This window comes from Anaplasma marginale str. Florida (genome assembly GCF_000020305.1).
Lineage (GTDB): Bacteria > Pseudomonadota > Alphaproteobacteria > Rickettsiales > Anaplasmataceae > Anaplasma > Anaplasma marginale.
The window spans coordinates 162,880-186,238 of the sequence record NC_012026.1 but is presented as its reverse complement, the minus strand read 5'-3'; the positions used below and the strand labels follow the sequence as shown (position 1 = coordinate 186,238).

Annotated in this window: 18 protein-coding genes and 1 pseudogene; 8 read left to right on the top strand and 11 right to left on the bottom strand. The window is 49.4% G+C overall.

All coding sequences use genetic code 11. From position 1 onward, the window contains the following. Window positions 1-36: 36 nt before the first annotated feature. Window positions 37-1,164 (top strand): phosphate ABC transporter permease subunit PstC, encoded by a 1,128-nt coding sequence (gene pstC, locus AMF_RS05880; protein ID WP_010263001.1) that lies wholly within the window; start codon window positions 37-39, stop codon window positions 1,162-1,164. After that, window positions 1,142-1,969, top strand: coding sequence for a type I glutamate--ammonia ligase (locus tag AMF_RS05875; protein ID WP_010267148.1), 828 nt, complete (start codon window positions 1,142-1,144; stop codon window positions 1,967-1,969). Before pstC ends, AMF_RS05875 begins: the two co-directional genes overlap by 23 nt. Here the strand turns inward: AMF_RS05875 and AMF_RS05870 are convergent. From AMF_RS05870 to AMF_RS05850, 5 genes are all read right to left on the bottom strand, one after another. Next, window positions 1,964-2,905 carry an MBL fold metallo-hydrolase gene (locus AMF_RS05870; RefSeq protein WP_012658844.1) on the bottom strand — a complete coding sequence of 314 codons (942 nt, stop codon included), beginning with the start codon at window positions 2,903-2,905 and terminating at the stop codon, window positions 1,964-1,966. The genes AMF_RS05875 and AMF_RS05870 overlap by 6 nt on opposite strands. Window positions 2,906-2,997: 92 nt before the next feature. Then, entirely contained in the window at window positions 2,998-3,534 is a 537-nt protein-coding gene (locus tag AMF_RS05865) for a hypothetical protein (RefSeq protein ID WP_010262979.1), read from the bottom strand. After that, window positions 3,531-4,115, bottom strand: a complete 585-nt coding sequence (locus tag AMF_RS05860) for a hypothetical protein (RefSeq protein WP_227013327.1) — start codon at window positions 4,113-4,115, stop codon at window positions 3,531-3,533. Before AMF_RS05860 ends, AMF_RS05865 begins: the two co-directional genes overlap by 4 nt. A 38-nt stretch (window positions 4,116-4,153) precedes the next feature. Further along, window positions 4,154-5,602 (bottom strand): hypothetical protein, encoded by a 1,449-nt coding sequence (locus AMF_RS05855; protein ID WP_010267143.1) that lies wholly within the window; start codon window positions 5,600-5,602, stop codon window positions 4,154-4,156. 86 nt (window positions 5,603-5,688) lie between these two features. Beyond that, window positions 5,689-8,193 carry a hypothetical protein gene (locus tag AMF_RS05850; RefSeq protein ID WP_241759953.1) on the bottom strand — a complete coding sequence of 835 codons (2,505 nt, stop codon included), beginning with the start codon at window positions 8,191-8,193 and terminating at the stop codon, window positions 5,689-5,691. 222 nt (window positions 8,194-8,415) lie between these two features. On the opposite strand from AMF_RS05850, the gene lpdA reads away from it, so the two are divergent. Together lpdA and AMF_RS05840 are read left to right on the top strand one after the other, a co-directional pair. Continuing rightward, entirely contained in the window at window positions 8,416-9,828 is a 1,413-nt protein-coding gene (gene lpdA, locus AMF_RS05845) for a dihydrolipoyl dehydrogenase (RefSeq protein ID WP_037349868.1), read from the top strand. Between the two features lie 126 nt (window positions 9,829-9,954). Continuing rightward, window positions 9,955-10,608 (top strand): annotated as a pseudogene (locus tag AMF_RS05840) (P44/Msp2 family outer membrane protein); the annotation flags it as partial. Between the two features lie 233 nt (window positions 10,609-10,841). On the opposite strand, the gene AMF_RS05835 reads toward AMF_RS05840, so the two are convergent. The 6 genes from AMF_RS05835 to AMF_RS05810 all read right to left on the bottom strand — a co-directional run bounded on the left by AMF_RS05835 (window position 10,842) and on the right by AMF_RS05810 (window position 16,690). After that, complete coding sequence (locus AMF_RS05835) at window positions 10,842-11,228, bottom strand: TrbC/VirB2 family protein (protein WP_037350040.1); 387 nt, start codon at window positions 11,226-11,228, stop codon at window positions 10,842-10,844. A 386-nt stretch (window positions 11,229-11,614) separates the two neighbouring features. After that, complete coding sequence (locus tag AMF_RS05830; RefSeq protein ID WP_010267136.1) at window positions 11,615-13,006, bottom strand: sigma-54-dependent transcriptional regulator; 1,392 nt, start codon at window positions 13,004-13,006, stop codon at window positions 11,615-11,617. A gap of 249 nt (window positions 13,007-13,255) precedes the next feature. Then, window positions 13,256-13,936 (bottom strand): cell division protein FtsQ/DivIB, encoded by a 681-nt coding sequence (locus AMF_RS05825; protein WP_227013330.1) that lies wholly within the window; start codon window positions 13,934-13,936, stop codon window positions 13,256-13,258. An 85-nt stretch (window positions 13,937-14,021) separates the two neighbouring features. Beyond that, window positions 14,022-15,026 carry a D-alanine--D-alanine ligase gene (locus tag AMF_RS05820; protein ID WP_011114164.1) on the bottom strand — a complete coding sequence of 335 codons (1,005 nt, stop codon included), beginning with the start codon at window positions 15,024-15,026 and terminating at the stop codon, window positions 14,022-14,024. A 135-nt stretch (window positions 15,027-15,161) separates the two neighbouring features. Then, a complete protein-coding gene (gene gshB / locus AMF_RS05815; protein WP_012658838.1) occupies window positions 15,162-16,088 on the bottom strand; it encodes a glutathione synthase in 927 nt (308 codons plus the stop codon). 14 nt (window positions 16,089-16,102) lie between these two features. Beyond that, complete coding sequence (locus tag AMF_RS05810) at window positions 16,103-16,690, bottom strand: BON domain-containing protein (RefSeq protein ID WP_010262938.1); 588 nt, start codon at window positions 16,688-16,690, stop codon at window positions 16,103-16,105. Window positions 16,691-17,108: 418 nt separating this feature from the next. Here AMF_RS05810 and aspS point away from each other — a divergent pair, with 418 nt between their 5' ends. From aspS to ppdK, 4 genes are all read left to right on the top strand, one after another. After that, on the top strand, window positions 17,109-18,887 hold the full coding sequence (gene aspS / locus AMF_RS05805; protein ID WP_010267131.1) for an aspartate--tRNA ligase: 1,779 nt from the start codon (window positions 17,109-17,111) through the stop codon (window positions 18,885-18,887). Between the two features lie 191 nt (window positions 18,888-19,078). Further along, window positions 19,079-19,702, top strand: coding sequence for an HAD family hydrolase (locus AMF_RS05800; RefSeq protein WP_010262937.1), 624 nt, complete (start codon window positions 19,079-19,081; stop codon window positions 19,700-19,702). A gap of 2 nt (window positions 19,703-19,704) precedes the next feature. Continuing rightward, entirely contained in the window at window positions 19,705-20,214 is a 510-nt protein-coding gene (locus AMF_RS05795) for an RDD family protein (protein ID WP_010262934.1), read from the top strand. A 295-nt stretch (window positions 20,215-20,509) separates the two neighbouring features. After that, complete coding sequence (gene ppdK / locus AMF_RS05790) at window positions 20,510-23,164, top strand: pyruvate, phosphate dikinase (protein ID WP_010267129.1); 2,655 nt, start codon at window positions 20,510-20,512, stop codon at window positions 23,162-23,164. Window positions 23,165-23,359: the final 195 nt, after the last annotated feature.

Genomic DNA, 23,359 nt, shown 5'->3' with positions numbered 1-23,359 from the left:
CTAGGCACGAGTTTACTAACAGGAATTAGCATCATAATGACGCTACGTTTGGTTGCGCTTCTCTCCGTCGTGCCTGTTGGGTACTACCTGTGGAGGTTGCTCTCTTTCAGGGGGGGGTATGCCGCATTCCTTCCAGTAGGCGCTGTGTTGGCGCTGCTCTCTGGCGGCTTGTTGTACGCGCAAAGCCAGGAGGCAGTAATGGTGACTGTTGCGCTTTATATAGCGCTTCTAGCCTCCTCAGCAGTGATGTATCTGGATAAAAAGTTTGCCATATTGCGGTGCGCAATGTTTTTATCCACCTTTCTTTCCTTCGCCACGGTGATTTGCATAGCAGCATGTCTAGCGTTTAAGTCTAAGCTATTCTTTGCGGAGGTTCCACTGGCAGACTTTTTGCTCGGGACCACGTGGAATCCGGACTCACAGGTAATAAACGGGAAGCCGGCAGGCTCTTTCGGTATACTCCCTCTGCTGAGCGGTACGTTGCTGATAGTCATAGTGGCAATAACAGTGGCGCTCCCTCTGGGCCTGTTATCTGCAATTTACGTGAGTGAGTATTCAGATAAGCGAGTGCGCCGCACTTTCAATACTTTGCTGGAGGTATTATGTGGCATACCAACAGTGGTGTATGGGTATTTTGCAGTAGTGTTTTTATCTCCGAACATACGTAGTTTTGCCGAGTTTTGTGGCTTCAACGCGCAGTCTGAAAATTCACTTACTGCCGGGCTGACCATAGGCATAATGATTCTCCCTTTCGTCACCCTGCTCACTGAAAACGCTCTGAGATCAGTCCCGAAAATACTAAGATACGGCTCCATGGCACTGGGAGCAACACGAGCGGAGACCACTTGGAATATAGTAATACCTTACGCCCTACCCGATATTTGCAGCTCAGTGATATTGGCAATTTCCAGAGTGATTGGTGAGACCATGATTGTATTAATGGCCGCGGGCGTCACTGCCAATTTCACGTTCAATCCCCTGCATTCTGTGACGACGATTACGGTGCAGATTGCAACAATACTTACTGGAGATCAGAACTTCCAGAGTGTGCATACATCTTCCGCTTACGCTCTGGCCTTGACGTTATTCGTCATAACTTGGGCGCTCAACCTCGTAGCTGCCTACATTACCAGAAGGACCGATGCACCTTCCAAGAGCGCTTGATCGCACACTATCGCACTTACGTAATAAACTTGGTGCGCACCCGCTGATTGGAGTTGAGCTAGAGTTTTATGTCAGAGGCGTGGAAGACAAGGCGCTTGAGGAACTTTTTGCTGCATTTGCGGAAGATGTTAGACCACTAAATTGGAGCATAGCCAAGGAAACTCATGAGTCCCAGTATGAATTACAAACAAGCTATGGTCCCGACGTTCAAGATCTGCTAGCTAACTTGTTTTCCGTGAAAAAAACCCTGCAGCGCACTGCCGAATCTTTTGGCGGCAATTTAGACTTTGCAGCAAAGCCATACATTGAAAGGCCCGGCAGCGCATTTCATGTGCATGTCAACCTGGTAGACCAGAACTCCAATAATTTGTTTTCCAAGCGCAATTCAAAAATGAGTGATGCATTGCTTTACTCCATAGGCGGACTGTGTACACACATGAGGCAGCATATGATCTTTTTTGCGCCACATCATCAGTCTTATTTGCGATACACCCATGCCGACAACAACACCCCGACCACGGTTAGTTGGGGCGGGAACAATAGGAGCACCGCAATCAGGCTACCTGACACATCCTTAGCCCCCGAAAACACGCGAATAGAGCATAGAGTATCAGGTGCGGACTGCGACTACGAACCGGCTATAAATGCGATACTGACAGGCTTGATATACGGCATTGAAGGCGAGATAGAGCCCCCACAGAGGATTTTCGGCATCGCATCGGACCCCCAGTACAACCTGGAAAAACTCCCGCACAGCTTGCAAGAAGCCACAAGGTTGTATCATTCCCAAACCAGCGGCCTATAGATTGAGCTCCAGGCCATCATAGGCAACAAGGACGTTCCCGCCCGGGAGCTTTTCTTTTACGTAATCCGTCAGTTGGTGATAGTCAAGATCGTGGCTCATATGGGTAAGCACGGCAGTGTCAGGTTTGAGCTCTTTTATCCACTCTATGCAAAGGTCCACATGTGCGTGGGCCGCGACCTCTTCATACCTGAGACACCCTAGAATTAGCAGTCGCCTATTGTGTAGCAGATCCCACGAATTTTGCGGAAAGGATTTTACATCGGTACAATAGGCAATATCATCGTCAAATAGGAATCCGCTGCTATTGACTTCACCATGTATTTGCTTAAACGAGACTATTTTACAGCCGCCCACAAAAAACTCGGTATGATAGCGGACTGGGTGTGCAACCAAATAGTGGCACTTCTTCCAAGGGGCGCCTGGCTTACCTGGAACGAAAAAGTACGCATTGCTGGCGAGCAACATTGATAGCGTGCCATAGTCAGCATATACCGGCATGCAGTTGGCACCTCCCCCCACGTTAAAAGCCTGAAGTTCAGCAATACCCGCGCAATGGTCTGCATGGCAGTGTGTAAAGAGTACAGAGTCTAAAACGTGCAATTTATGACGCAAGGCCTGAGCGCGCAAATCTGGCGAAGCATCTACAAGTATGCGTACATCGCCGTTTTCAATCAATGCGGAGGTCCTTGTCCTTTTATTGAATGCAGAATCCGAACTGCAGACACTGCAGTCACACCCCACAGTTGGCACGCCCATAGAATACCCGCACCCGAGAATAGTAACTTTCATATCTAGCAAAAACCCCTCCACATCAGCGCCTACAGCGTAGCAGGCATGGTACATCTGCGCAACGGACATCAAGAAAGGTGCGCGTGGCACACGTTTCCCTAATGCAAGCAACAAACGCCTCAACCTCGGCTCAGATTGCTGCGGCACCTATAGTGTTACCCAATCCGTGGGGGCACTGCCTAGGAATAAATAGACATCTAACGCCATTGCGCTTCGGGACACCCTCCATCAGCACCACGTCACTTAGTAGACTCGCGCGCATCCAATTTGCTTAGGTCAGACTCAGTGAAAAACATACTGCGAATCTCTCCTACCTCATCTTTGCGCATTTTGCGTTCTATAGCGCGTTCGATGTCTTTGACGTCAGCATCACTTAATTCCTTGCCCCTCTTTACAAAGCTATTTCCTTTGGTTCTGTAGAAGTCACACGTTGCAGCTCTCAGACGAGAAACAGCCAGGACGTCCATGTTGCTACTCTTGGTCAAAAGCTGCACCAGATAGTTAGATATCGCCGGAAAGTTATCCTTGGAAACTCGGCATAATGTAAACCCCGAACTGTCCCTTTCTGCATACCTGCAGCTACCGTTACTAACCCCGAGCACTTCGTAGGTTATAGACCCACCATGGAACCGCGCAACACACCTATACGCGTTACACCCCATCATGGCATTTAACAAGCCCACACACTCTTCTGCGAGCATGGTAGTAGGAGTGCATAGGAACAGAACCAGAAGCAGGGATATTGGCCCCCAGATGCGCTTAGTCGTACAAGTCATAGGTGTTTACCGTATATGCCATACACGTCGAGAACAATTTCGCCTTTTACTGTCGGCAATATGACTTTCCTGTTGCTTGACGCCAAAACTTCCTGCGTAATATCCTTCTCTTTAGTCATCTCCAACAATCTGACAGCAATAAAACCCGGGATATCGTATTTTATTGCGTGTACAAGCATAACAGCATGTCGGTCAGTCAACGCCTCGAATTGCATGCGGACCACATGCCTAACAACCTTCGTGTAGTGTTTTTTGTAGTCATCGCTCATATCCCGAGGGTTAGATATTGTAAGGTTTTTGATAATCACCTTATGCTTTCTACACAGGCCCCTAATAATCGATTGCAGGCCACCATTGGTGTGTTCATCATCCCTTGAATAGACATGCGTGTCTGACATTTCCCGCCAGACAGAAAAGCTGTTGTTCAGCTGAGTCTCATGTTCGTGAACATTTTGGATTTCAGCATTGATATTTGCAATACTGCGCGTGAGAGTGCTCTCTGCTGCCCTGTATTTTGTCATGCTGTTGTATGTATTCCCCAGAGTAACACACAACACAATCAAAATTGTAAGTAATACCACCTGCAAGATACAGCACCTACGCAGCATAGGATTTCCCATTATGCTCTTTCCAAATAAACTGTAAAATCTTGCCCGCTGTTGGGCACTTGCACCATCCTGACTTTGCAGTCAGAAAGCGCATTAGAAAGCTGACGTTCCACTTCCTCGCTCTTTCCAGATTTGATCGCCACACCCAGTTTGACCACAACTTTAAAATCCTCCATGACCGACCATGAAAAGCTAGTGATATCAAAGTTGCGCTCACCCAATTTACTTATCGGCACAATTGCTTTACTGATAGGGCAAGGGCTGGCACTGGATAGCGCGCGGTAGAGATCCACTGCCTCGTACATCTCATTCACCTTTATAAACTCCCTGTCACCACGCAACTTCAACAACTCCCCAGTCAAGGATTCAACGGTCGCTCGAAGTTCCGGTTCCCTCTTTGCGTAACTTACAACCTCTGCGGACCACAGAACGTTGAGGGTAGTGACCACTAATATGGCCGCACATGCGGGGATAATGCCGATTTTTTGCAGCAGACGTGCCCTATTGCAAGCAATCGTCTCTTTCGTATGTAGCCTGAGCTTGCACCCAGCTGGGTTGTGGATAGTAAAATAAAGCAGAATAGTATCACAATATATGCTGCCCACGCTTACGCAGTTTTTTATATCTAACAACTTACCAAGTTCGTAGGGCGTGAGTATGCTAACGTCTATACCCTTGAAATCGAGCGCAAGTAGGCTAGACTTCACACCACCCGAGACTACTAAGCACATGCCCACATCGGAGCTGTCATAGGTCTCCCCGGCGGCGGTAATGCTCTGCAGGGCATTTTGCACTTCTTGGTGCACTTTCCCAGACAGTACATCCGGTAACTCGCGTTCGTCTTTGGAGACCTCTACAGCAATGGATGAAAACAGCTCTCCGTTGCGGAGCACAACCTGGCGCAAATCCCCTGCTTTGGTATACACAAGAAACACGATCCATTTCTTCTGAGGCAATCCCCCCTTTGCCACCGCTTCCTTCGCGATATTTACCAGTTCTGTTGATAGAAGCATGATCCCCCTAAGGCTGCCGGGGGCGTGTTCGGATGAGAGTTCAAGCAGGCCGCTACACAGCTCATTTTGTATGGTGCTCTCAGCAAATACGTATTCCCAACTACCGTCTTCGTTGGGAGAGTGAGAATTCAAAAACGCTGCACTAAACCCGTCTTGGCTAACCATGTTGCTGGATTTTTTCCTCGCAATAGACCTGGCAACAAATGCATTCGTAGCTGGAATGGGGTGCCTCGTGTAGGTTTGGCTCGAATGGTCTAGAACAAAATAGATCTGAGATTTTTTGTTGGAGACAATGCACAATTTTGCATCGCTCCACTCCTTGCTTCCCACGCTCTCGACGAAGAGTTTACTGCGCACCTCCCCGTCAACTGTGTGTACTACAATCGCACCGTTGTCTCCAATTAAAATGGCAACCTTGCTTCCGTGGCGCAATCCAAGAAAACCCATCCTACCAACCGGACACAAAAACTCTAAGCAGCCGGCAGATTAGACCTGCCCGGCCGGTAGTGTAGGCTAAAAAACGTTAAAGTAGGCTAAAGTGCACTTGCACGGGTGCCACTGCGTTCTGCTGATGTTAAGCAGACCTGCTCCGACGCCCCTTCAACAACATATGAGGATCTTGGCCCAGATTCATAAAAAAGGTCCAGGCTTTCGTCGCAATCCAGACGATAAATCCTGTTGCGAAAGTTGACCACTCTTCTGTACCTTGCCACAAATACTGCAACTACAACAACTAGCGCCGCCAGCAAAGCGATGCCTCCGGCTGTAGCTACCCATTTGACAGCATCACTCGTTGAATTACTCGCGCCCGTGTCTACCGCACCGCTATCAGCAGACCTAGCAAACCGCACATGGTCACCACCACGGTAAGCGTTGACCCGAGAAGCGTTGATCCGGGAAGCGCCACTAGCAGACAAGTTGCCCACTATGGCATGGCTACGGTTTTGCCTCAAAGTAGTGATTTCCCGATTTTCTTCAGTAGAATTTATCGCTGATGATGAGCCATGGTTGCGTTTGTGGTGGGTACGCGAACCCACATCATTATGAACATATGCCATGGCGCCATGCGCACCACCCACGTGGGGGGTCACCACAGCTGATTTAGTGCTCGAACTGAGCCAAGCGCTGCTAGTGGGCTTGGAGGACGTCGTGTGCGTATTATCAGCGGGGTATTCTGTTTGGCGTGTGCGGGACGTAGAGCCCGGTGTGGTGTGCTTTTCCGCTTCGGTGGTGAGCTGCGGCTGTACGATAGCACCGTCATGCTTTGCAGATTCCAACTCTGTAGATGCCGACCCCGCACCGGATCCAGCAATCTCCCCAGGCGTAGTACCTAAAGCGTCCTCCGCATGGGTGGTGAGCTCATATACCTCCCCTGAAGTGGCTGCCTCTGGCTGCTGACTCGATGCTTGCGAGTATCTGACTGGGTACGCAAATTCAGTTACATTTAAATAAAGCTCCTCATGCTCACCATGGTTCTCAACAACAACTGAAACTGCATTAGTACTAGTGCTAACCGCGTTAATACGTGGCACAAGCTGCAGCCCCTGGCTTGCAATATTGATAAACTCACGGATGTCTAGATCCTCGGCATTTACTGCAGTTGCATATGCGCTGCATCCGCACCTGCCGAGCATGAGCTTGTCCAAGCGAAGCTCACACATGCGCACCACGCTAGATGCATCAACAACGGTGATCCCCACGCTACCATCTTCCAAAAGCTTGACATTCATTGAGGTAGGCTGTGCATCAAAGCTCAACACTCGCTGAAAAACTTTACGCGTCTTTCCATCATATGCTGCAATACTGAGGCTTTGTTGCGGTGTTCCTTGTCCGTCCACATATATGGTGTAACGTGTGCCTTGCAACTCTATGTGGTCGATGGGGCCGATCGCGTCTGACTCAGACAGAGCAACTGTCTGCCCCCCTATGTAACACCTGGGAGCACCTGTTGAGCACTCAGCAGTTTGACTCCTTGAACTGTAGGGAATATCCGCATAATGCGCTTTGTACAACATCGTGTACCGCTGGCCTTCCCTGTGTATGTACCTACCAACGTATGTCAGGCCAAGTTTACTCGCTCTTGAGCCCCATACAATAAGTTGCTCAGGTGTACCTGTGGGATTAGCCCCAGCACGGCTGAACAGATGTCTGCTGGAGGCACTGGTCCTACTACGAGGCCTAATCAGGCTAAAATCCTCGCCGGAAAGTCTCCACATGACGTACGCTTGATCCGAGGGATTTGCCCGTCTATCTTTTGCTCTACTAACAATAACGATATCACCTTTGTCATCTCTCGCAACGCTCAGAGGCTGGGAATATAAGCCAGCACGCTTTCCGTCGGTGTTAAGCTTTATGCTCTTCTCTTCCTCAATACTCACTGCGCCTGCACCGCTGATTGAGTACACCTTGACTTCCACTTCTCCAACGTATGCGGCTGCGCCCCCATTAGAAGCCCCGCGCTCAAGTGTCGCGAACACTACCTTATGCGCCCCGTCCTTATCAAAGGCCACAAATGTCGGCGGGTAGTTGGAGGAATCTTGCGAGGAGATGGGGTGGTCATTCACTTTAATGGTATCAACGCCATCATTGGCGAGAACTCTAAAGTGTAGATCGCACCCTCCGCTGGCAGATTTTACATAATACGCAGCAAAAGCGCGGGTGCCATTGCCCCAGAAGCGCACATTTTTGCTACCTAGAAAATGCAAGTGGTCTACACTTGGGACGTGTTCGGCATTAATATCGCGTTCCAAAACTACTGGCTTATGCCGCCCTACATGGCCGTGCAAGCCCAGGTTCCGCTGTCTATCCTGCTGCAGCTCATGGGTGGCTCTACGCAAATCGCTGCCAACGGCTTGCCACGCTTCTGGTAATTTTGCAGGGGCCTTTTTTCTACGCTCGGCGTCTATCTTTCGTTCATTGCCCTCCTTCTGATCACCTTGGCCATCAGTGGGCGCATTGGTATCTTTCTGGCGTGGCGCACTCTTCACAACATCAGTTTCGTGTACTGCATTGCCATTTCTACTGAGGGGTGCAACCATTCCATCCAACTTCGGTTTCCACATCTTAAATAATCCTTAATATTTTAACAAGAGCATTAAAATATTAACTTTTCTATCAGAAATCAATCTCTTTTGACGGCAACCCCCACCCATGGCCCTAATTTGCTGGGCAACGCGCCTTGTGCGTACATAAAATTCCGTTGCTAGCACCGGTCGTTTTGCATATCATTCCGCCATCTCATGTGTGTTTGCAGATTTTTTATGGAAAGCTGTGACTTAATAGTCGTCGGCAGCGGCCCTGGCGGGTACATTGCTGCTATACGTGCCGCCCAACTCGGTTATAGAGTCACCGTGGTTGAGAAGGAAGAAAGCCTGGGTGGGGTGTGCTTAAACTGGGGGTGCATTCCCACTAAGTCACTACTAAAATCTGCCGAGATATACAGCAAGTTGCGCAAGGCAGACAGTTTCGGCGTGGAAGTCAGCGGCAACATTAGCGTGAATATTGCTAAGGTAGTAGCCCGCTCCAGAGAGGCAGTAAGCCGGCTCGGACACGGCGTTGCTGGATTAATGAAAAAGCACGGCGTAAAGGTGCACCAGGGTTTTGCCCAAGTGTTAGGCGGCGGCAAAGTAGCAATTCAGCAGAAGGACAAGCCTTTAACTCTTGCGGCAAAGCACATAATACTGGCTACAGGGGCCAGCGCTAGGCTGGTGCCTGGCTTGGACGAAAAAATGCTGTGGACAGCCAGAGACGCAATGCTACCCAAAGCTTTGCCAAAGTCTCTACTGATTATTGGCAGCGGGGCTATAGGAATCGAGTTCGCAAGTTTCTACAGCCATATGGGTAGTAAAGTTACCGTAGTAGAAATGCAAGATCGAATCCTGCCCCTGGAGGATAAAGCCGTATCAGAATTTATGCAGAAAGTCTTGCAGGCGCAGGGTATTGAAATTTTGACTGGGGGGTCTGTACCCTCGCTAAAGAAGGCAGGGCCAGCAATGCAGGCACAGATCAAGCTTGGCACACAAAAGGTTATCACCTTAGAATGCGATAAGGCAATTGCGGCTATAGGCGTTATCCCAAACACCCATGGGTTAGGCTTGGAGAATACCAAGGCAGCCCTGGACGAGCGCGGATTTATCGTGACCGACGATTGTTGTCGCACGGCCGAGCCGAATTTGTATGCCATAGGTGACGTAGCTGGCCCTCCGTGTTTGGCGCACAAGGCTAGCCATGAAGCGGTCATGTGTGTTGAGGGAATAGCCGCGTCTGATGGCATTTTGAAAGACAAGCCTCATCCACTCGGGGTACATAACATACCCAGCTGTATATATTCAATTCCGCAGGTTGCCAGTATTGGGCTCACGGAAGAGCAGGCCAGGGCTCAGGGGCTTGACATCAAGGTGGGGGTCTCACACGCAAATTGCAGTGGAAAAGCTATAGTCTCCGGAGCGGTTGATGGTTTTGTGAAGGTCATTATAGACTCCACATCGGGGGAGCTGCTTGGTGCCCACATGGTGGGAGAAGAAGTCACTGAAATGATCAACGGATATGTGATAGGCAAAAAGCTAGAAGCCACTGACCTTGACCTATTGTCGACAATATTCCCGCATCCTACGTTATCGGAGATGATGCACGAGGCCGTGTTGGCCGCGCTTGGCCGGCCACTAAATGGCTAGTGTCCCACAAGACACGCTTCATCTTCCCAGCAAGTAATGTGATCGCATCTTTGCCAATCTGGGTATTCCCAGCAGCCCTGTAGAAGCATCAGCAGCACCAAAGAATATAGCCGTAATACAACCAACATTACAATAGCAGGCCATGCGAGTTTTCCAAAGATAGCCATAATGCTGGAACCCAAGATTAGCTTCAAGGATAGCATGCTCACAGCCCTAGAGGGGAGCATTGGGTATAGTATTGGAGGAGCCAGGGTTGAAGTAGAAGTAGGGTATGAAAGGTTTGTCATTAAGGGAGGTAAGAAGTCTAATGAGGATACAGCTTCAGTATTCTTATTAGGAAAGGAGTTAGCATATGATACAGCAAGAGGTCAGGTAGACCGTCTTGCCACTGCTTTAGGTAAGATGACTAAGGGTGAAGCTAAGAAGTGGGGTAATGCCATAGAGAGTGCTACTGGCACTACTAGTGGTGATGAACTGAGTAAGAAGGTGTGTGGCAAGGGTACCACTAGTGGTAGCACCAACCAGTGTGGTACCACCGATAGCACTGCCACCACCAAGATTAGTGCGGTGTTCACTGAGGGCGCAGATGCAATCTCATCAATGGACACCACTGCCAGTGGTACTAGTAACACCATCAGCTTGCAGGGGATGGCGGGCAACATTAATAGCCTGACAAAAGATGAGAAGGCCATAGTTGCTGGGGCTTTTGCTAGAGCTGTTGAAGGTGCTGAGGTTATTGAGGTTAGAGCTATCGGGTCTACTTCTGTAATGCTCAATGCCTGGCATTACCACCTACACAGTTGAAGTGCTTGGTATCACAGACATAACAAAGCCACTATCTATACACTCCTGGCATCCCAGTCTAACTTGGTACCACACAGCATCTCCCGACCTCTAGCGCCTCATCTCGTACCTCCTGCCCTTGGCACTCAGCCCAACTTGGCACGACCACCACAGCTCTCTGCACCATCACTACCCAGCAGCACAGTCAAAGCTCTTTCCTCCCACATCACCTACACCTTTGGGCTGGTACCTGTATGCTGTGAACAGTCAAAATCCTTGGCCCCTTCAGTACTGACCCCAGCAGCAAACTTAGCCATAAGCTTACCAGCACCAAAGAATATAGCTGTAAATACAACCAACATCACAATAGCAGGCCATGCAAGCTTACCAAAGATAGCCATAATGCTAGAACCTAGTATCACTCCAGTCATGATGGGTAGTCCCAGCTTCTGCACAAACCGTATAACGTTACATATAACAATAGTCGCTGTATCATCAGCAGTCTGAGCACCCTCGCTGGACTTACTAGCCCCTGCAGCAGCCCCTGCAGGTACACCATGTAAGATACCCAATGCTAATACTACAGCAATTAGTAAGAATCTAAGTTTTAGCAACATCACCACTCTCCCAAAACCTCTACGTCCACCCTTGCACTAACTGGTATTACCCTCAATACAGTGGCCATAAGCTTACCTATGGCTGTACATACAACCAGCATTACCATGGCAGGCCATGCAAGTGTGCCAAGCCATGACGCCAGAACCTAGTACCACCCCTGTCATGATGGGTAATCCCAGCTTCTGCACGAAGACAATGACGTCACAAATAACCTTGGTAGCTGTATCGTCAGCCTGAGTAGGCTGAGTACGAGGTTGAGGGTCAGCCCCTGTAGCAAGAGCAGTTTAAATACCTGAAGGCCGAGACAAGCCTGCTGGCCCCAGCTGGTACACCGCGGGGGAAGTTAATGCCGGAACTGCCACCCCCCGTAACGGGTGGCCGCTACCTAACTTCCACATAAACCTAAAGCTTTTAGTTTCCTATGCAATGCAGACCTTTCCATGCCAATAAATTCGGCAGTTTTGGACACGCTGCCACCGAATCTTGACAGCTGAGTCCTCAGGTAATGCCTTTCAAACTCTTCCCTAGCCTTTCTCAGAGGTGCAGAAACTATGTGAGTGAACACGTTGTTGATTGGCGAGCCGCTCACAATTTCCGCGGGGAGATCGTCTATAGTGATTATGTCCTTGGAAGATTGCATGATCAAAATCCACTCCAGAACATTGCGCAACTGGCGCAGGTTTCCTGGCCAACTGTAGGATTGCATGGCCACTATGGCGTCTTCACTAATGGGTCGGGGTGACAGCCCCATTTTCCTGCATATGCTGCGCATCATGTATTCACACACCTCAGGAATATCCACACAGTACTCGGAAAGAGATGGCACCCTAATAGGAAAGACTCCTAGCCTGTAGTAAAGGTCCTCGCAAAACCTTCCCAACTTCACCTCCTCCTCAATCACGCGAGAGGAAGATGCAATAACACGCGTGTCTATGGTAACAGGGTTTTTTCCATTCTCCCTGTATATCCTGCCTTCCTGAAGCAGTCGCATCAACCGCATCTGGGCGTCATACCGCAAATCCGTGACCTCATCTATGAACAAGGTACCGTGGTTCGCCTGCTCTATGATGCCGACACTGTGGGGCACAACATTGGGCAACGCCCCGTTACCGCTCTCGCTGCCGAAGATGTTTTCTAGGTAGCTACTTTCGGGCAAGATGGAAGGACAGAAGGGCACGAATGAGCTATTGCACCCCTTAAACTTCCGGTGCACAAACCTGGCGACTACTTCCTTTCCAGTGCCAGGAGCGCCGGTGATGAGTATACGACTGCAAGTAGATGCGGCTTTGCTGATCGTGCTCCTGAGGTTTTTGATCTGGGGTGAACTTCCCACGATTTCATAGTCCTCAAAAAGGGATCTGAGTTCGTAGTTTTCTCTTTTCAATCTGCCAGACTCAACAGCACGCTTCACCACCAATTTCAGCCTACTCTCGGTAAAAGGCTTTTCAATATAGTCGTAAGCACCTATATGCAAAGACTTCACGGCAGTGGCTATGTTTCCGTGGCCGCTAATCACTATGACGGGCAGGTGGGGATATCTATATCTGAGCTTTTCCAAAACACTTAGTCCGTCAATGTCAGACCCTTTCAGCCATATGTCCAGAAGCACAACATCCGGCTCCCGCTCATAAGCAAGCTTGATAGCTGTTAGTCCATCATGTGATATTTTGGTGACGTAATTATCGTCACTTAAAATATCCTGGACCATAGCCCTAAGATCTGCTTCATCATCCACAATCAGTACTTCCGGCGTATAAAACCTCTTAGCCCTAGACATAAACCCCACACTCTCTCAGATTAGCAAACATTCTACCTGGTACGGTAAAAATACGCTTAACCGGACACACGCTGACTACCAGGCAAATATTATCAGTCACACCCTAAGATATTTCCACACATGCGTATATTCAATCAAATAATGCAGGATGCCTGTAACTTATTCATAGCGTCCACAACATCTGCACGTAACATACCCGCCTGAAGGGGACATAGCGCCAGGCAAAAATTTTCAAAAATTCGACCACGCTTACTTCTTTATGAAGATTTTGTCTGGAATTCGCATGTCAACAACTTTCCACATCAGTAATTCTCCAGAAGATTTGTACAGCTGCGCTAGGTAATTCCACGCGGCTTGAGGATTATTTTCTGGCAGCTTAACCTGCAACCCACTGGAAAAGCCAACATCCCAACGCCTATTGCCAAGCCAGGAAAAAGACGAAACCATGGTACTGAGCATCCCCCCATTATTGAGCACTTCGCGCACAAAATGTAGCCCTTCCAGGGCCTCATCGCCATAAATTGACACTAAATTGTCAAGGCGCTCGTCAGAGTTCACAATCACATGTCCGGTGTTGTCAATTATTGAGTTCATCCCATGGTGACGCCAATTAGCAAAGGCCACGTATTCTTCAACCGTTATGCGCAATATACCATTGGCCAATTCTCTATGCACAGCAACTTCCTTTACCCAGGGACTGTGAGATTTTATTCGACTCCTAAGCGTGCGTAGTGACAGCAAAATTATCGAGCTGTCTTTGTTGATCATATTTAAAATCTCTGCCGTAGAAACTACGCTGTTACCCCTAATCACAACCTCCCTTGTGGAAAACCCTGCCTCAATGAGTGCGCTAGAAACCGCCGAGGAGAGGCCCCCTAACCATGACTTTATGCTAAAATCTGGCACGCCCCAACCGGCAACAAAAACCACCGCACCCACCACGAATATGCGCCTCACTACACGCATGCAAAGCGGTGCGCTGTGAGCTGCAATCGCGCGATTGCCGGCTGCATCTTTACACATGGCTTGGCTCACGGCTCACGGTTTTTCCCATAAGCTCATCAATGTATGCCCTACGGCTATCATCAATACCCAGCGCATCTTGTACTATCAGATCCACAACGTGGTCAAAGTTCAACCCACATCTTAGCCATAAAACTTCCGGCAGCGTCGAGGAAACAGTCATCCCAGGGTGGGTATTGATCTCCAGCAGCTTCAGCGCCTTGTTTGCTACATCGTACCTGAAATCTACCCTGGATAGAGTTTTGCACCCCAAGCACTGGTGCAGCTTTAACGCCCATTCCAGCGTTAAATTATATATGTCATAGGGAAGATTAGCCGGAAATATGTGCTCGCATAGCCCCTCTACATATTTCGCATCGTAGCTGTATATTCTACCCTCAAACAATAATTCCATGGTGCCAATTGCCCGGCCCAAAAATACAGCGGTTTGCACTTCTTGTCCGGACACATACTCCTCTACAATCATCCTGTCTTCTAGCGTATCGGCATGAGCCGAGAGATCTAAATATTCAGATTTGGAAAAAATCGCGTGCACCCCTATCGTCGAGCCACCACGCACGGGCTTAATTACAAATGGGTAAGGCAACACCTCCTTAGCAGATAGTAACTCCTCCTTTGTAAGCACGTCAAACTTCGGAAAGTCTATACCCAGAGACTTAAGCACATGTTTGGTAAGCACTTTGTCCATACCAACCGAGGATGCTGCAACATGAGAGTGCGTGCACGCAAGCCCAAGGATATCCAGCAACCCAGAAACACAGCCGTCCTCGCCCTGCACTCCGTGCAACGCGTTATAGACAAGATCTGGAGCCATGGCCAACAGTTGACCCACAGACTCCCTGTTCAAATCTAAAACAGTGGCATTGTACCCTAGCCTACCCAGAGCATCTGCAACTCTCTTCCCGCCTGCTAGAGATACCTCACGCTCAGGGGATGAGCCACCACACAGCACTGCAACCGACAGCATGCCCGCATTACGCGCGAGACTCACCGGCATAGAAAGCCCCCCATCCAGCTAAACCCCCCATCCAAGGCGCGCTGCAATAGCGCAAATAGCACAGACACACCGGCCATGGTAAAGCAAAACGCGGCACTATGCAAGGCAAGCACCTATAATATTTACTCGCACACGTCATGGAGACTTATGTGACAATACGTATTCAAAGTGGTCCCAGCAATCCCTCTCTAGGGTCTTTCCGTACACTTGGTTAATCTCAAGAATGCCGCAAGGTGAGGTAACGTTCACTTCTATAAGGCGGCCTCCTAAAATATCAATTCCAGCAAACAATATACCAACGCTGGACAGTAGCGTCCCCACATCGTGGCATATTTCACGCTCTCTATCCGAAAGCTCGGTTGCCTCAGGCGTCGCTCCCACTCTGAGGTTGGTTCTGATCTCACCCATAGCGGTAACTTTTCGCCGTACCGCCCCGATGGGTTTGCCGCCCAACAACACTACCCGCTTGTCGCTGCTTATGTCATCAATAAACTGCTGCGCAACCAAGGGTGCTTCGTAACGCTCAACCATCGCCGACGATATTGCGCCAACATCAGCCCTGCCGCAGATTCTGCATACACCATTGCCTCCATAATCGTACAGTGGCTTGAGCACTATATCTCCGTACTCTGCGTAGAAAGCACTTATCTCACTCACACTTTCGGTGATTAAGGTTGGGGGAATAAACTTAGGAAATGACAGCGGCAGTAGCTTTTCCGGGTGGTCCCTAATCGCCTTAGGATTGTTGATCATGAGGATATCCAGCCGCTCAAGCAAGTAAGTTGTGGTCACGTATCGCATATCGAAAGGGGGGTTTTGCCGCACAAATAGCATGTCCAGCTTCCCCAGCGGAAGCCTAGTTTTGTCATGAAAATGTAACAAATCCGCACCCACGCGGACAGAAAACGCCTCAGCAACCAACTCCCCACATGCAAATGCGAGGCTGGTTGGCCGGTAAAAAAACACCTCGTGCCCACGACGTTGGGCCTCTTCTACAAGTTTTACAGAAACATCACGCCCAACTACGACGTCTTCATCCATCTGGAAGGCAACTCTGAGCACGAATACCTAACCCTTTAGCGACGCAACTTGCTGTGTTTCAGCCTTACGTAGCTTATTACCTGCTTTACGCCTTTAACCCTTTTGCTAATCCCGATTACGGAGTTCAGCTCTTTCTGGCTCTGGGCTATACCCATCAGGTACACAACCCCTCCAACAGTGTTGATGCTGTAGTTTACAGACTTGATCCCCGCATGGGCCACCATACGAGCTTTTATCTGCGCACTGATGGCGCTATCTATAGCAACCTCTTTCAAGGTCACTTCGTCTTTGTCTACTGCAATTTCGTTGACGACCTCTTTAACCTCGCTCTGCTGCCACGCCACCCTTTCAGCCTTTAGCCTCTTATCGGGAGAATCAACAGTGCCCGTCAGCAACACCCTTCCTTCGCTAACACGGACGGTGATAGAGGAGAACATGCCCTGTTGAAACAGTTCCTTATTGATCTTGATCAATATCGCGGCATCATCGATAACATCGCCGACAGAACGCTCCTGTAGCGCCACCACAGCCCCAGTCACCACAGCAAGGCCGGCAACCATGAGACTACAGCCAGTCTGGGTACTTATCAAAAGCACCGCCAGTAGCAAGGCCCTGCACCTCATCCCACAATCTACTTTGAGTTAACGCATGATGGACGACTTATAAATAAATCGGAGCCGCATGTAAACATAAATCATACCCATGAGTGAGTAGGTATCGCTTATTAAGCGAAATATTAGCGCGACACAACCCCATCCATAGGCGCAAATTTGTATACCAACTGGGTTACAACTAATTAATGGTAAACCCGCGCAAATTTGTAGGGCACCGTGCTACATCAACAGAACCCCGGACAACCTGCGCGGGACATAAGCCTGGCCACCATGAGTGCCTACTAATTCCAGACATTGCTAACTCAATGCCACCAGATACTTGGTCCGTGGGCAAGACGAGGCCGCAAATTGCAGGGCGCCAACTTTTTCATAGCCTTCAGCTAGATTGTGGTAAAGAATATGCTCATCTTCCGGTAATACGGCACATATGAACATATACAGAACTCACGTATGTAATGAATTGGGTGTAGCCCATGTAGGAAACGAGGTAGCCCTCTCAGGATGGGTGTACAGAAAGCGCGACCATGGAGGGCTTTTATTTGTCGATCTCAGAGATTTTTATGGGATCACCCAGCTGATTTTCAATGAGTCTGAAAACCCAGAATTGTTTAATCGCATGGCCACTATAGGGCTCGAGAGCGTTATTACGGTCAGGGGCATTGTGGCAGAGAGGAGCGAGGATAATGTCAACGCATCAATAGAAACCGGGCACGTGGAAGTCAAGGTTAGCACCCTAACCGTGGTCTCAGAAGCGGCCCCCTTGCCATTACACGTACCAACAAGCTTTAGCTATCCGGAAGATATAAGGCTGCAGCACAGGTTTTTAGATCTGAGGTGCGACAAAGTAAAAAACAGCATACTGCTCAGATCAATGGTCGTATCAGAGCTGAGAAGAGCCATGGAAGCCCTGGGATTCATTGAGGTGCACACTCCCATTTTGACCTCATCTTCCCCGGAAGGCGCAAGAGATTATATAGTTCCAAGCAGGACCCATGCCGGTAAGTTTTATGCGCTGCCGCAGGCTCCTCAAATCTTCAAGCAACTGCTTATGGTGGGCGGGTTTGATAAATACTTCCAAATTGCACCCTGTTTCCGCGATGAAGATTCTAGAGCAGACAGATCACCCGGGGAGTTTTATCAGCTAGACATGGAAATGTCTTTCGTCACCCAGGAAGATGTCTTCGCGGCGATTGAGCCGGTGCTGTATGGCCTGTTCGCTAAATTTGCTGGTGCCGACAAGAAAGTTGACAGGCAATTTCCGAGAATTACTTACCGCGATTCTATGATACGTTACGGGTCAGACAAGCCAGACCTTAGAAATCCGTTAGTAATTTCCGATGTGACTGAAATCTTTCGCAATTCCGGATTCAGAACATTTCAAGCCGGGGTTGAAGCCGGTGAAGTGGTCAGGGCAATTCCTGCTCCCAACACTTCTGGGAAGCCGAGGAGTTTTTTTGATGACAAAATAGAACGAGCAAAGGAGTTCGGCGCACGCGGCCTCGGCTACGTAACATACGAAGCAGATGGAACCGCCAAGGGGCCCATAGCCAAGTTTCTGAGTGAAGACGAACTTGCACGCATAAGATCTGCAGCGGGAGTTGGAAATGGGGATAGCGTGTTTTTTATGTCAGACACGGCTGACAAAGCCGCAGATTTCGCGGGCAAGATTAGGGAATTGTTGGGGCTTGAACTGGGCTTGATTGAGCATGACACTTTCAAGTTCTGTTGGATAGTAGACTTCCCCTACTTTAAGTGCGAAGACGGGGAATTGGATTTCTGCCACAACCCATTTTCCATGCCACAAGGGGAAATGGAAGCACTCGAGCAGCAAAATCCACTCGACATAATCGCCTATCAATACGACATCGTATGTAACGGCATTGAAATATCGAGTGGGGCAATACGTAACCATAGGCTCGACGTAATGTACAAAGCATTTTCCATGGTTGGCTACGATGAACAGACTGTAAACTCCAAATTTGGGGCTTTGGTGCGCGCATTCAAGTTCGGAGCGCCCCCGCATGGAGGGCTAGCCCCCGGAATTGATAGGATAGTAATGTTGCTGGCCGACGCACCCAACATTAGAGAGGTGATATGTTTTCCGCTGAACCAAACCGGCGAAGATCTGCTCATGGGAGCACCGTCTGAGGTGAGCCCTGCACACTTACAGGAGCTCTCAATCGCCCTGAACATCAAGCGCAAATAGCCTAATGTGGGCTGCACGGCAGCCACCACCCTGGCATAGGCAATAGATGCGGGCAGTCCCTTTAGCAAAGCAATCTACGCTACATTATGAGGTTGTCACACAGTTCACAAAAACGTAAAGTACTGGCTCCGTTGGTTTAACCGAGTTTTAACTACGGCATTGTTGAATGTGTGTGAACAAAGGGAGTGTCTATGCGTCCTCCAGTAGCGGTAATTTTTGACTGGTGTAACACTTTGGTGACAGGTAGTGCACTAGACTACGAAACGGTGGATAAGGTTCTAAAGCACATGGGTCGCAGCGACATAGACCTTGCCTCCATAGATCCAAGTACGGTCGATAGGTACTTAGTGCACTCCTTAGGATCGAGATGGAAGGAGGCCTCAGCCTTATATATGGAGTTTGCCGAAAAATCCACGAGGGTCAGGAAACTTATTCCCAGCAGCAACGTGCTGGAATTGCTGGAGCTTTTGTACGACAATGGAATCAGTATGGGCATAGTGAGCAACAAAAACGGGCCGTCGCTTCGTGAGGAGGTGCGTGCCACAGGGTTGTCAAAGTATTTTTCTGCAATTATAGGTTCTGGTGACACCCCAGAAAACAAGCCTTCCCCCAAACCCGTAATCGCGGCACTTGAGATATTGGACGTTACTCCTAGCGAGCAGGTGTTTTTCGTGGGAGACAGCGTTTCAGATGTTGCGAGCGCGAGGAGTGCGAAGTGCTTGCCCATAGTGTACGGCGGCACCGAAGTTGAGGGCGTGTTGTCATTCAGGAATTTCATCGACCTTTGCGGATTTGTTAGGGGTCTGCTGAATTAGATATGAAAAAGCTTGAGCTTGCTAGCATACCGAGAAGGATCTTGGCTAATATCATCGACATGGCTCTGGTATCTTGCTCTGCACATCTGATACATTCTGTAACGCATGATCACGGCTACGCGCTGTTCCTGGTTTTTATGGTGGTAACATGTTGCTACCATACGTATCTGTATGCATCCCCACTAAAGGCATCTGTAGGGCAAAAAATCTTGGGAATTTTTACCGCGACGTGTGACGGCACTGTCGTGAAAACGGGCGTGATATTTAACAGAACGATATCGCAGTTTCTGTGCCCAACTGTAGCTCTTTTACTGTTACAATCATTAGATGTAGTTGACGCTGGACCGGCTATCTTGAGCGTGCTGTTTCTCTTTCAGGCCGCAGTGCTGCTGTTTTGGTCTTACTGGTATGCAATTGCCTTATTCTCTAAAAATCGACAGACATTACACGACACGCTCTACAACACTGTGGTACTGGTAAAGAGGCCTAAGGCTCCTAGAAAGCCCAAGTAGGATTCCGCTCTTTCGGCGGCCGCGCTCCGGCATGCACACAGGGAAGAACAAGAAACCAACGCTCGGCCAGGTTACGCTTGCGGCGCACGGTAGCACGCAAATTCTGTGCAGCCGGCAGAGCCCGTGCCCCACCTGCCCGATGGTGCGATGGTGGCGCGCGGAAAACATTGTACACATTCTGCGCAGCATTGGAGCTTGTGTAGTTGCGCTGCCGAATGTTAAGCCTTATTATCCTATGATGGGGGCGTATGGTGTCGCGTCCTTATCCCATCTTCTCGGAGTCTGGTAGGAGTGTATGAGTGAACTGTTGATTTACCACTTCAGCAAAAGCAAGTGCGATGGTGGCTCGCATTTGGCAAACTTGCTTGGTAACAAGGGGGCAGGTTTGGCTGAAATGTGCAGAATTGGCATCAACGTTCCTCCCGGTTTTACAATCCCAACATCAGTGTGTGGGCACTATCACAAACATGGAAAGCTCCCTGAAGGCCTGTTTCAACAATTACAAAAAGCTTTGCAACATTTGGGCAACGAAATATCGCTGGAATTTGGCAATCCCGATCGTCCACTGTTGGTGTCCGTTCGTTCAGGTAGTGTCCGGTCCATGCCCGGCATGATGGACACTATACTAAATGTGGGGATAAACGACGAAATTGTGGAAGGGTTGAAGCGGGCTTATTCGGAAAGGTTCGCGTATGACAGCTACAGAAGGCTGATACAGATGTACGCCACTACGGTAATGCAGCTGGACAACCACCTGTTTGAAGAAGGGTATGACAGAAAATGCCGAGAGCTGTCTCTGCTGCCGGGTGGACCAATCGCTGACGTTTCAGCGCTGTCAGAACTGGTCACGGAATTTAAGCACTTAGTGCTCAAACACGGGGGCGCGGAGTTCCCCCAGAACGTACATGAACAGCTATACAACGCTATCGGAGCGGTTTTTAGGTCCTGGATGAACAGTAGAGCAGTTGCCTACAGAAAGGTGTATGGGATTTCATCCGAAATTGGTACTGCAGTCAACGTGCAATCCATGGTATTTGGCAACGTTAGCCAAAACTCTGCAACCGGTGTGGTATTCACAAGAAACCCATCCACAGGCGCTAAGGAGATTTTTGGAGAGTTTCTCATAAACGCGCAGGGGGAGGATGTAGTATCTGGCAACAAGGATCCGGCCCCTATAAGCCTCATGGAGCGAGTGATGCCGCGCGTCTACGGGGAGCTAGTTGAGGTGTGCCACAAGTTAGAACAATCCTACAAAGACATGCAAGACGTCGAATTCACCGTACAAGACGGCAAGCTGTGGATTTTGCAGACAAGAGCAGGCAAGCGCAGCGCGCAGGCTGCAGTACACCTTGCTGTTGCTATGGTCAAGGAGGGGTTAATTTCAAGAGAGGAGGCCATAAACAGGATAGACCATACCACACTGAGCGGGTTATTACACCCAGTATTGGACGGTGGGTCTGACAACGCCGTGGTCTGCAGGGGGTTGCCTGCATCTCCGGGGGCGGCGTCCGGATGCGTTGCATTTACATCAAGTGATGCGGAGTCACTAAAAAAGCAGGGAAAAAACGTAATACTGGTACGGCAAGAAACCAGCCCGGAAGACATAGGCGGCATGAGCAGTTCTGCAGGAATACTAACGTTGAGAGGCGGGATGACGTCTCATGCTGCGGTTGTGGCCCGAGGCATGGGAAAGCCCTGCATTTGCGGAACTAGTGGCCTTTTTATCGATAAGAGCGGAGAGTTTTTTTACAATGGAGAAGGGTTAAAGGTCGCCCAAGGGGAGAACATTACCATAAACGGCAGTACCGGAGAGGTGATGTTAGGTACGGTCAAAACCGTGACACCGCAACTTCCTGAAAGCTTTAGCGAACTGATGAGTTGGGTAGATGAGGTCAGAACCATAGGGGTGATGGCAAATGCAGATACCCCAGAAGATATGAAAACTGCAAAACAATTCGGGGCCGACGGCGTTGGATTGTGCAGGACGGAGCACATGTTTTTCTCCGACGGGAGAATAGCAACCGTACAGGAAATGATAGTAGCAGGTGACAAGCAAGAACGGGACAATGCGCTGGCGAAAATAGAGATCATGCAAAAGAACGACTTTAAGGAGATGTTCGCATGTATGCAGGGCAAGCAAATCACCATAAGGTTGCTGGACCCTCCGTTACATGAATTTTTGCCCACCAGCCGCGAAGTGTTGGAAGACATTGCGAAAAGGATCGGCAAACCCCTGGAGCACGTACGCAACAGGGTGTCCGCATTGTCTGAGAAAAACCCAATGCTGGGTCACAGAGGTTGCAGGTTGGCAATTTCCTATCCGGAAATCTACGAAATGCAGGTACGGGCGATTTTTCAAGCTGTAGGGGAGCTGCGCGAGGAAGGGATAGCAGAAGTCGTGCCAGAAATTATGGTACCTTTTGTAATGGACGAGGGAGAAATAACCCGGGTGGGCGATCTGGTGCGGCGCGTTGCCGAGCAATTTAACAACGCACCATATAGTATCGGGGTTATGATTGAGCTCCCCAGGGCTGCACTACTTGCCGACAGGTTGGCAAAACACGTGCAGTTTTTCAGCTTCGGCACGAATGACCTAACACAAACAACGCTGGGCATGTCTCGGGATGACTCTTCAAAGTTCGTCGAACATTACACAAGCGCTGGCATACTGCGTTCTGACCCCTTTGAGCTCCTTGATGAACAGGGAGTGGGCAAGTTGATAGAGATTACCATGAAGCTTGCGCGAGAATCCGGCGCAAAAATTAAGACTGGAATGTGTGGGGAGCACGGCGGGACGCTGGAAGCCATGCAGCTGTGTGCCAAACTGGGCATCGATTACGTATCTTGCTCTCCCTATAAGGTGCCCGTGGCGAAGCTTCTAGCCGCTAAGTGCGCAATTGCTTGCAAGCAGCTGACATTGTCCAACGGGGCAGTCACCCAAAGCTCGTGAGTGTAATTTTATAGAGTAGATTACAAGCCAGCGACGCCAATCAAGCGTCAATGTTCCCCCACTTTTCGCCACACAGATATACCACATACACAACTGAATACACCTCGTGCGTGTTATCTCCAGCTGCACTCATCATCGTACATTTGTACATTTATAATGAGCGCCGATACGCAAAACTTCAGCACAAGGCAGCAC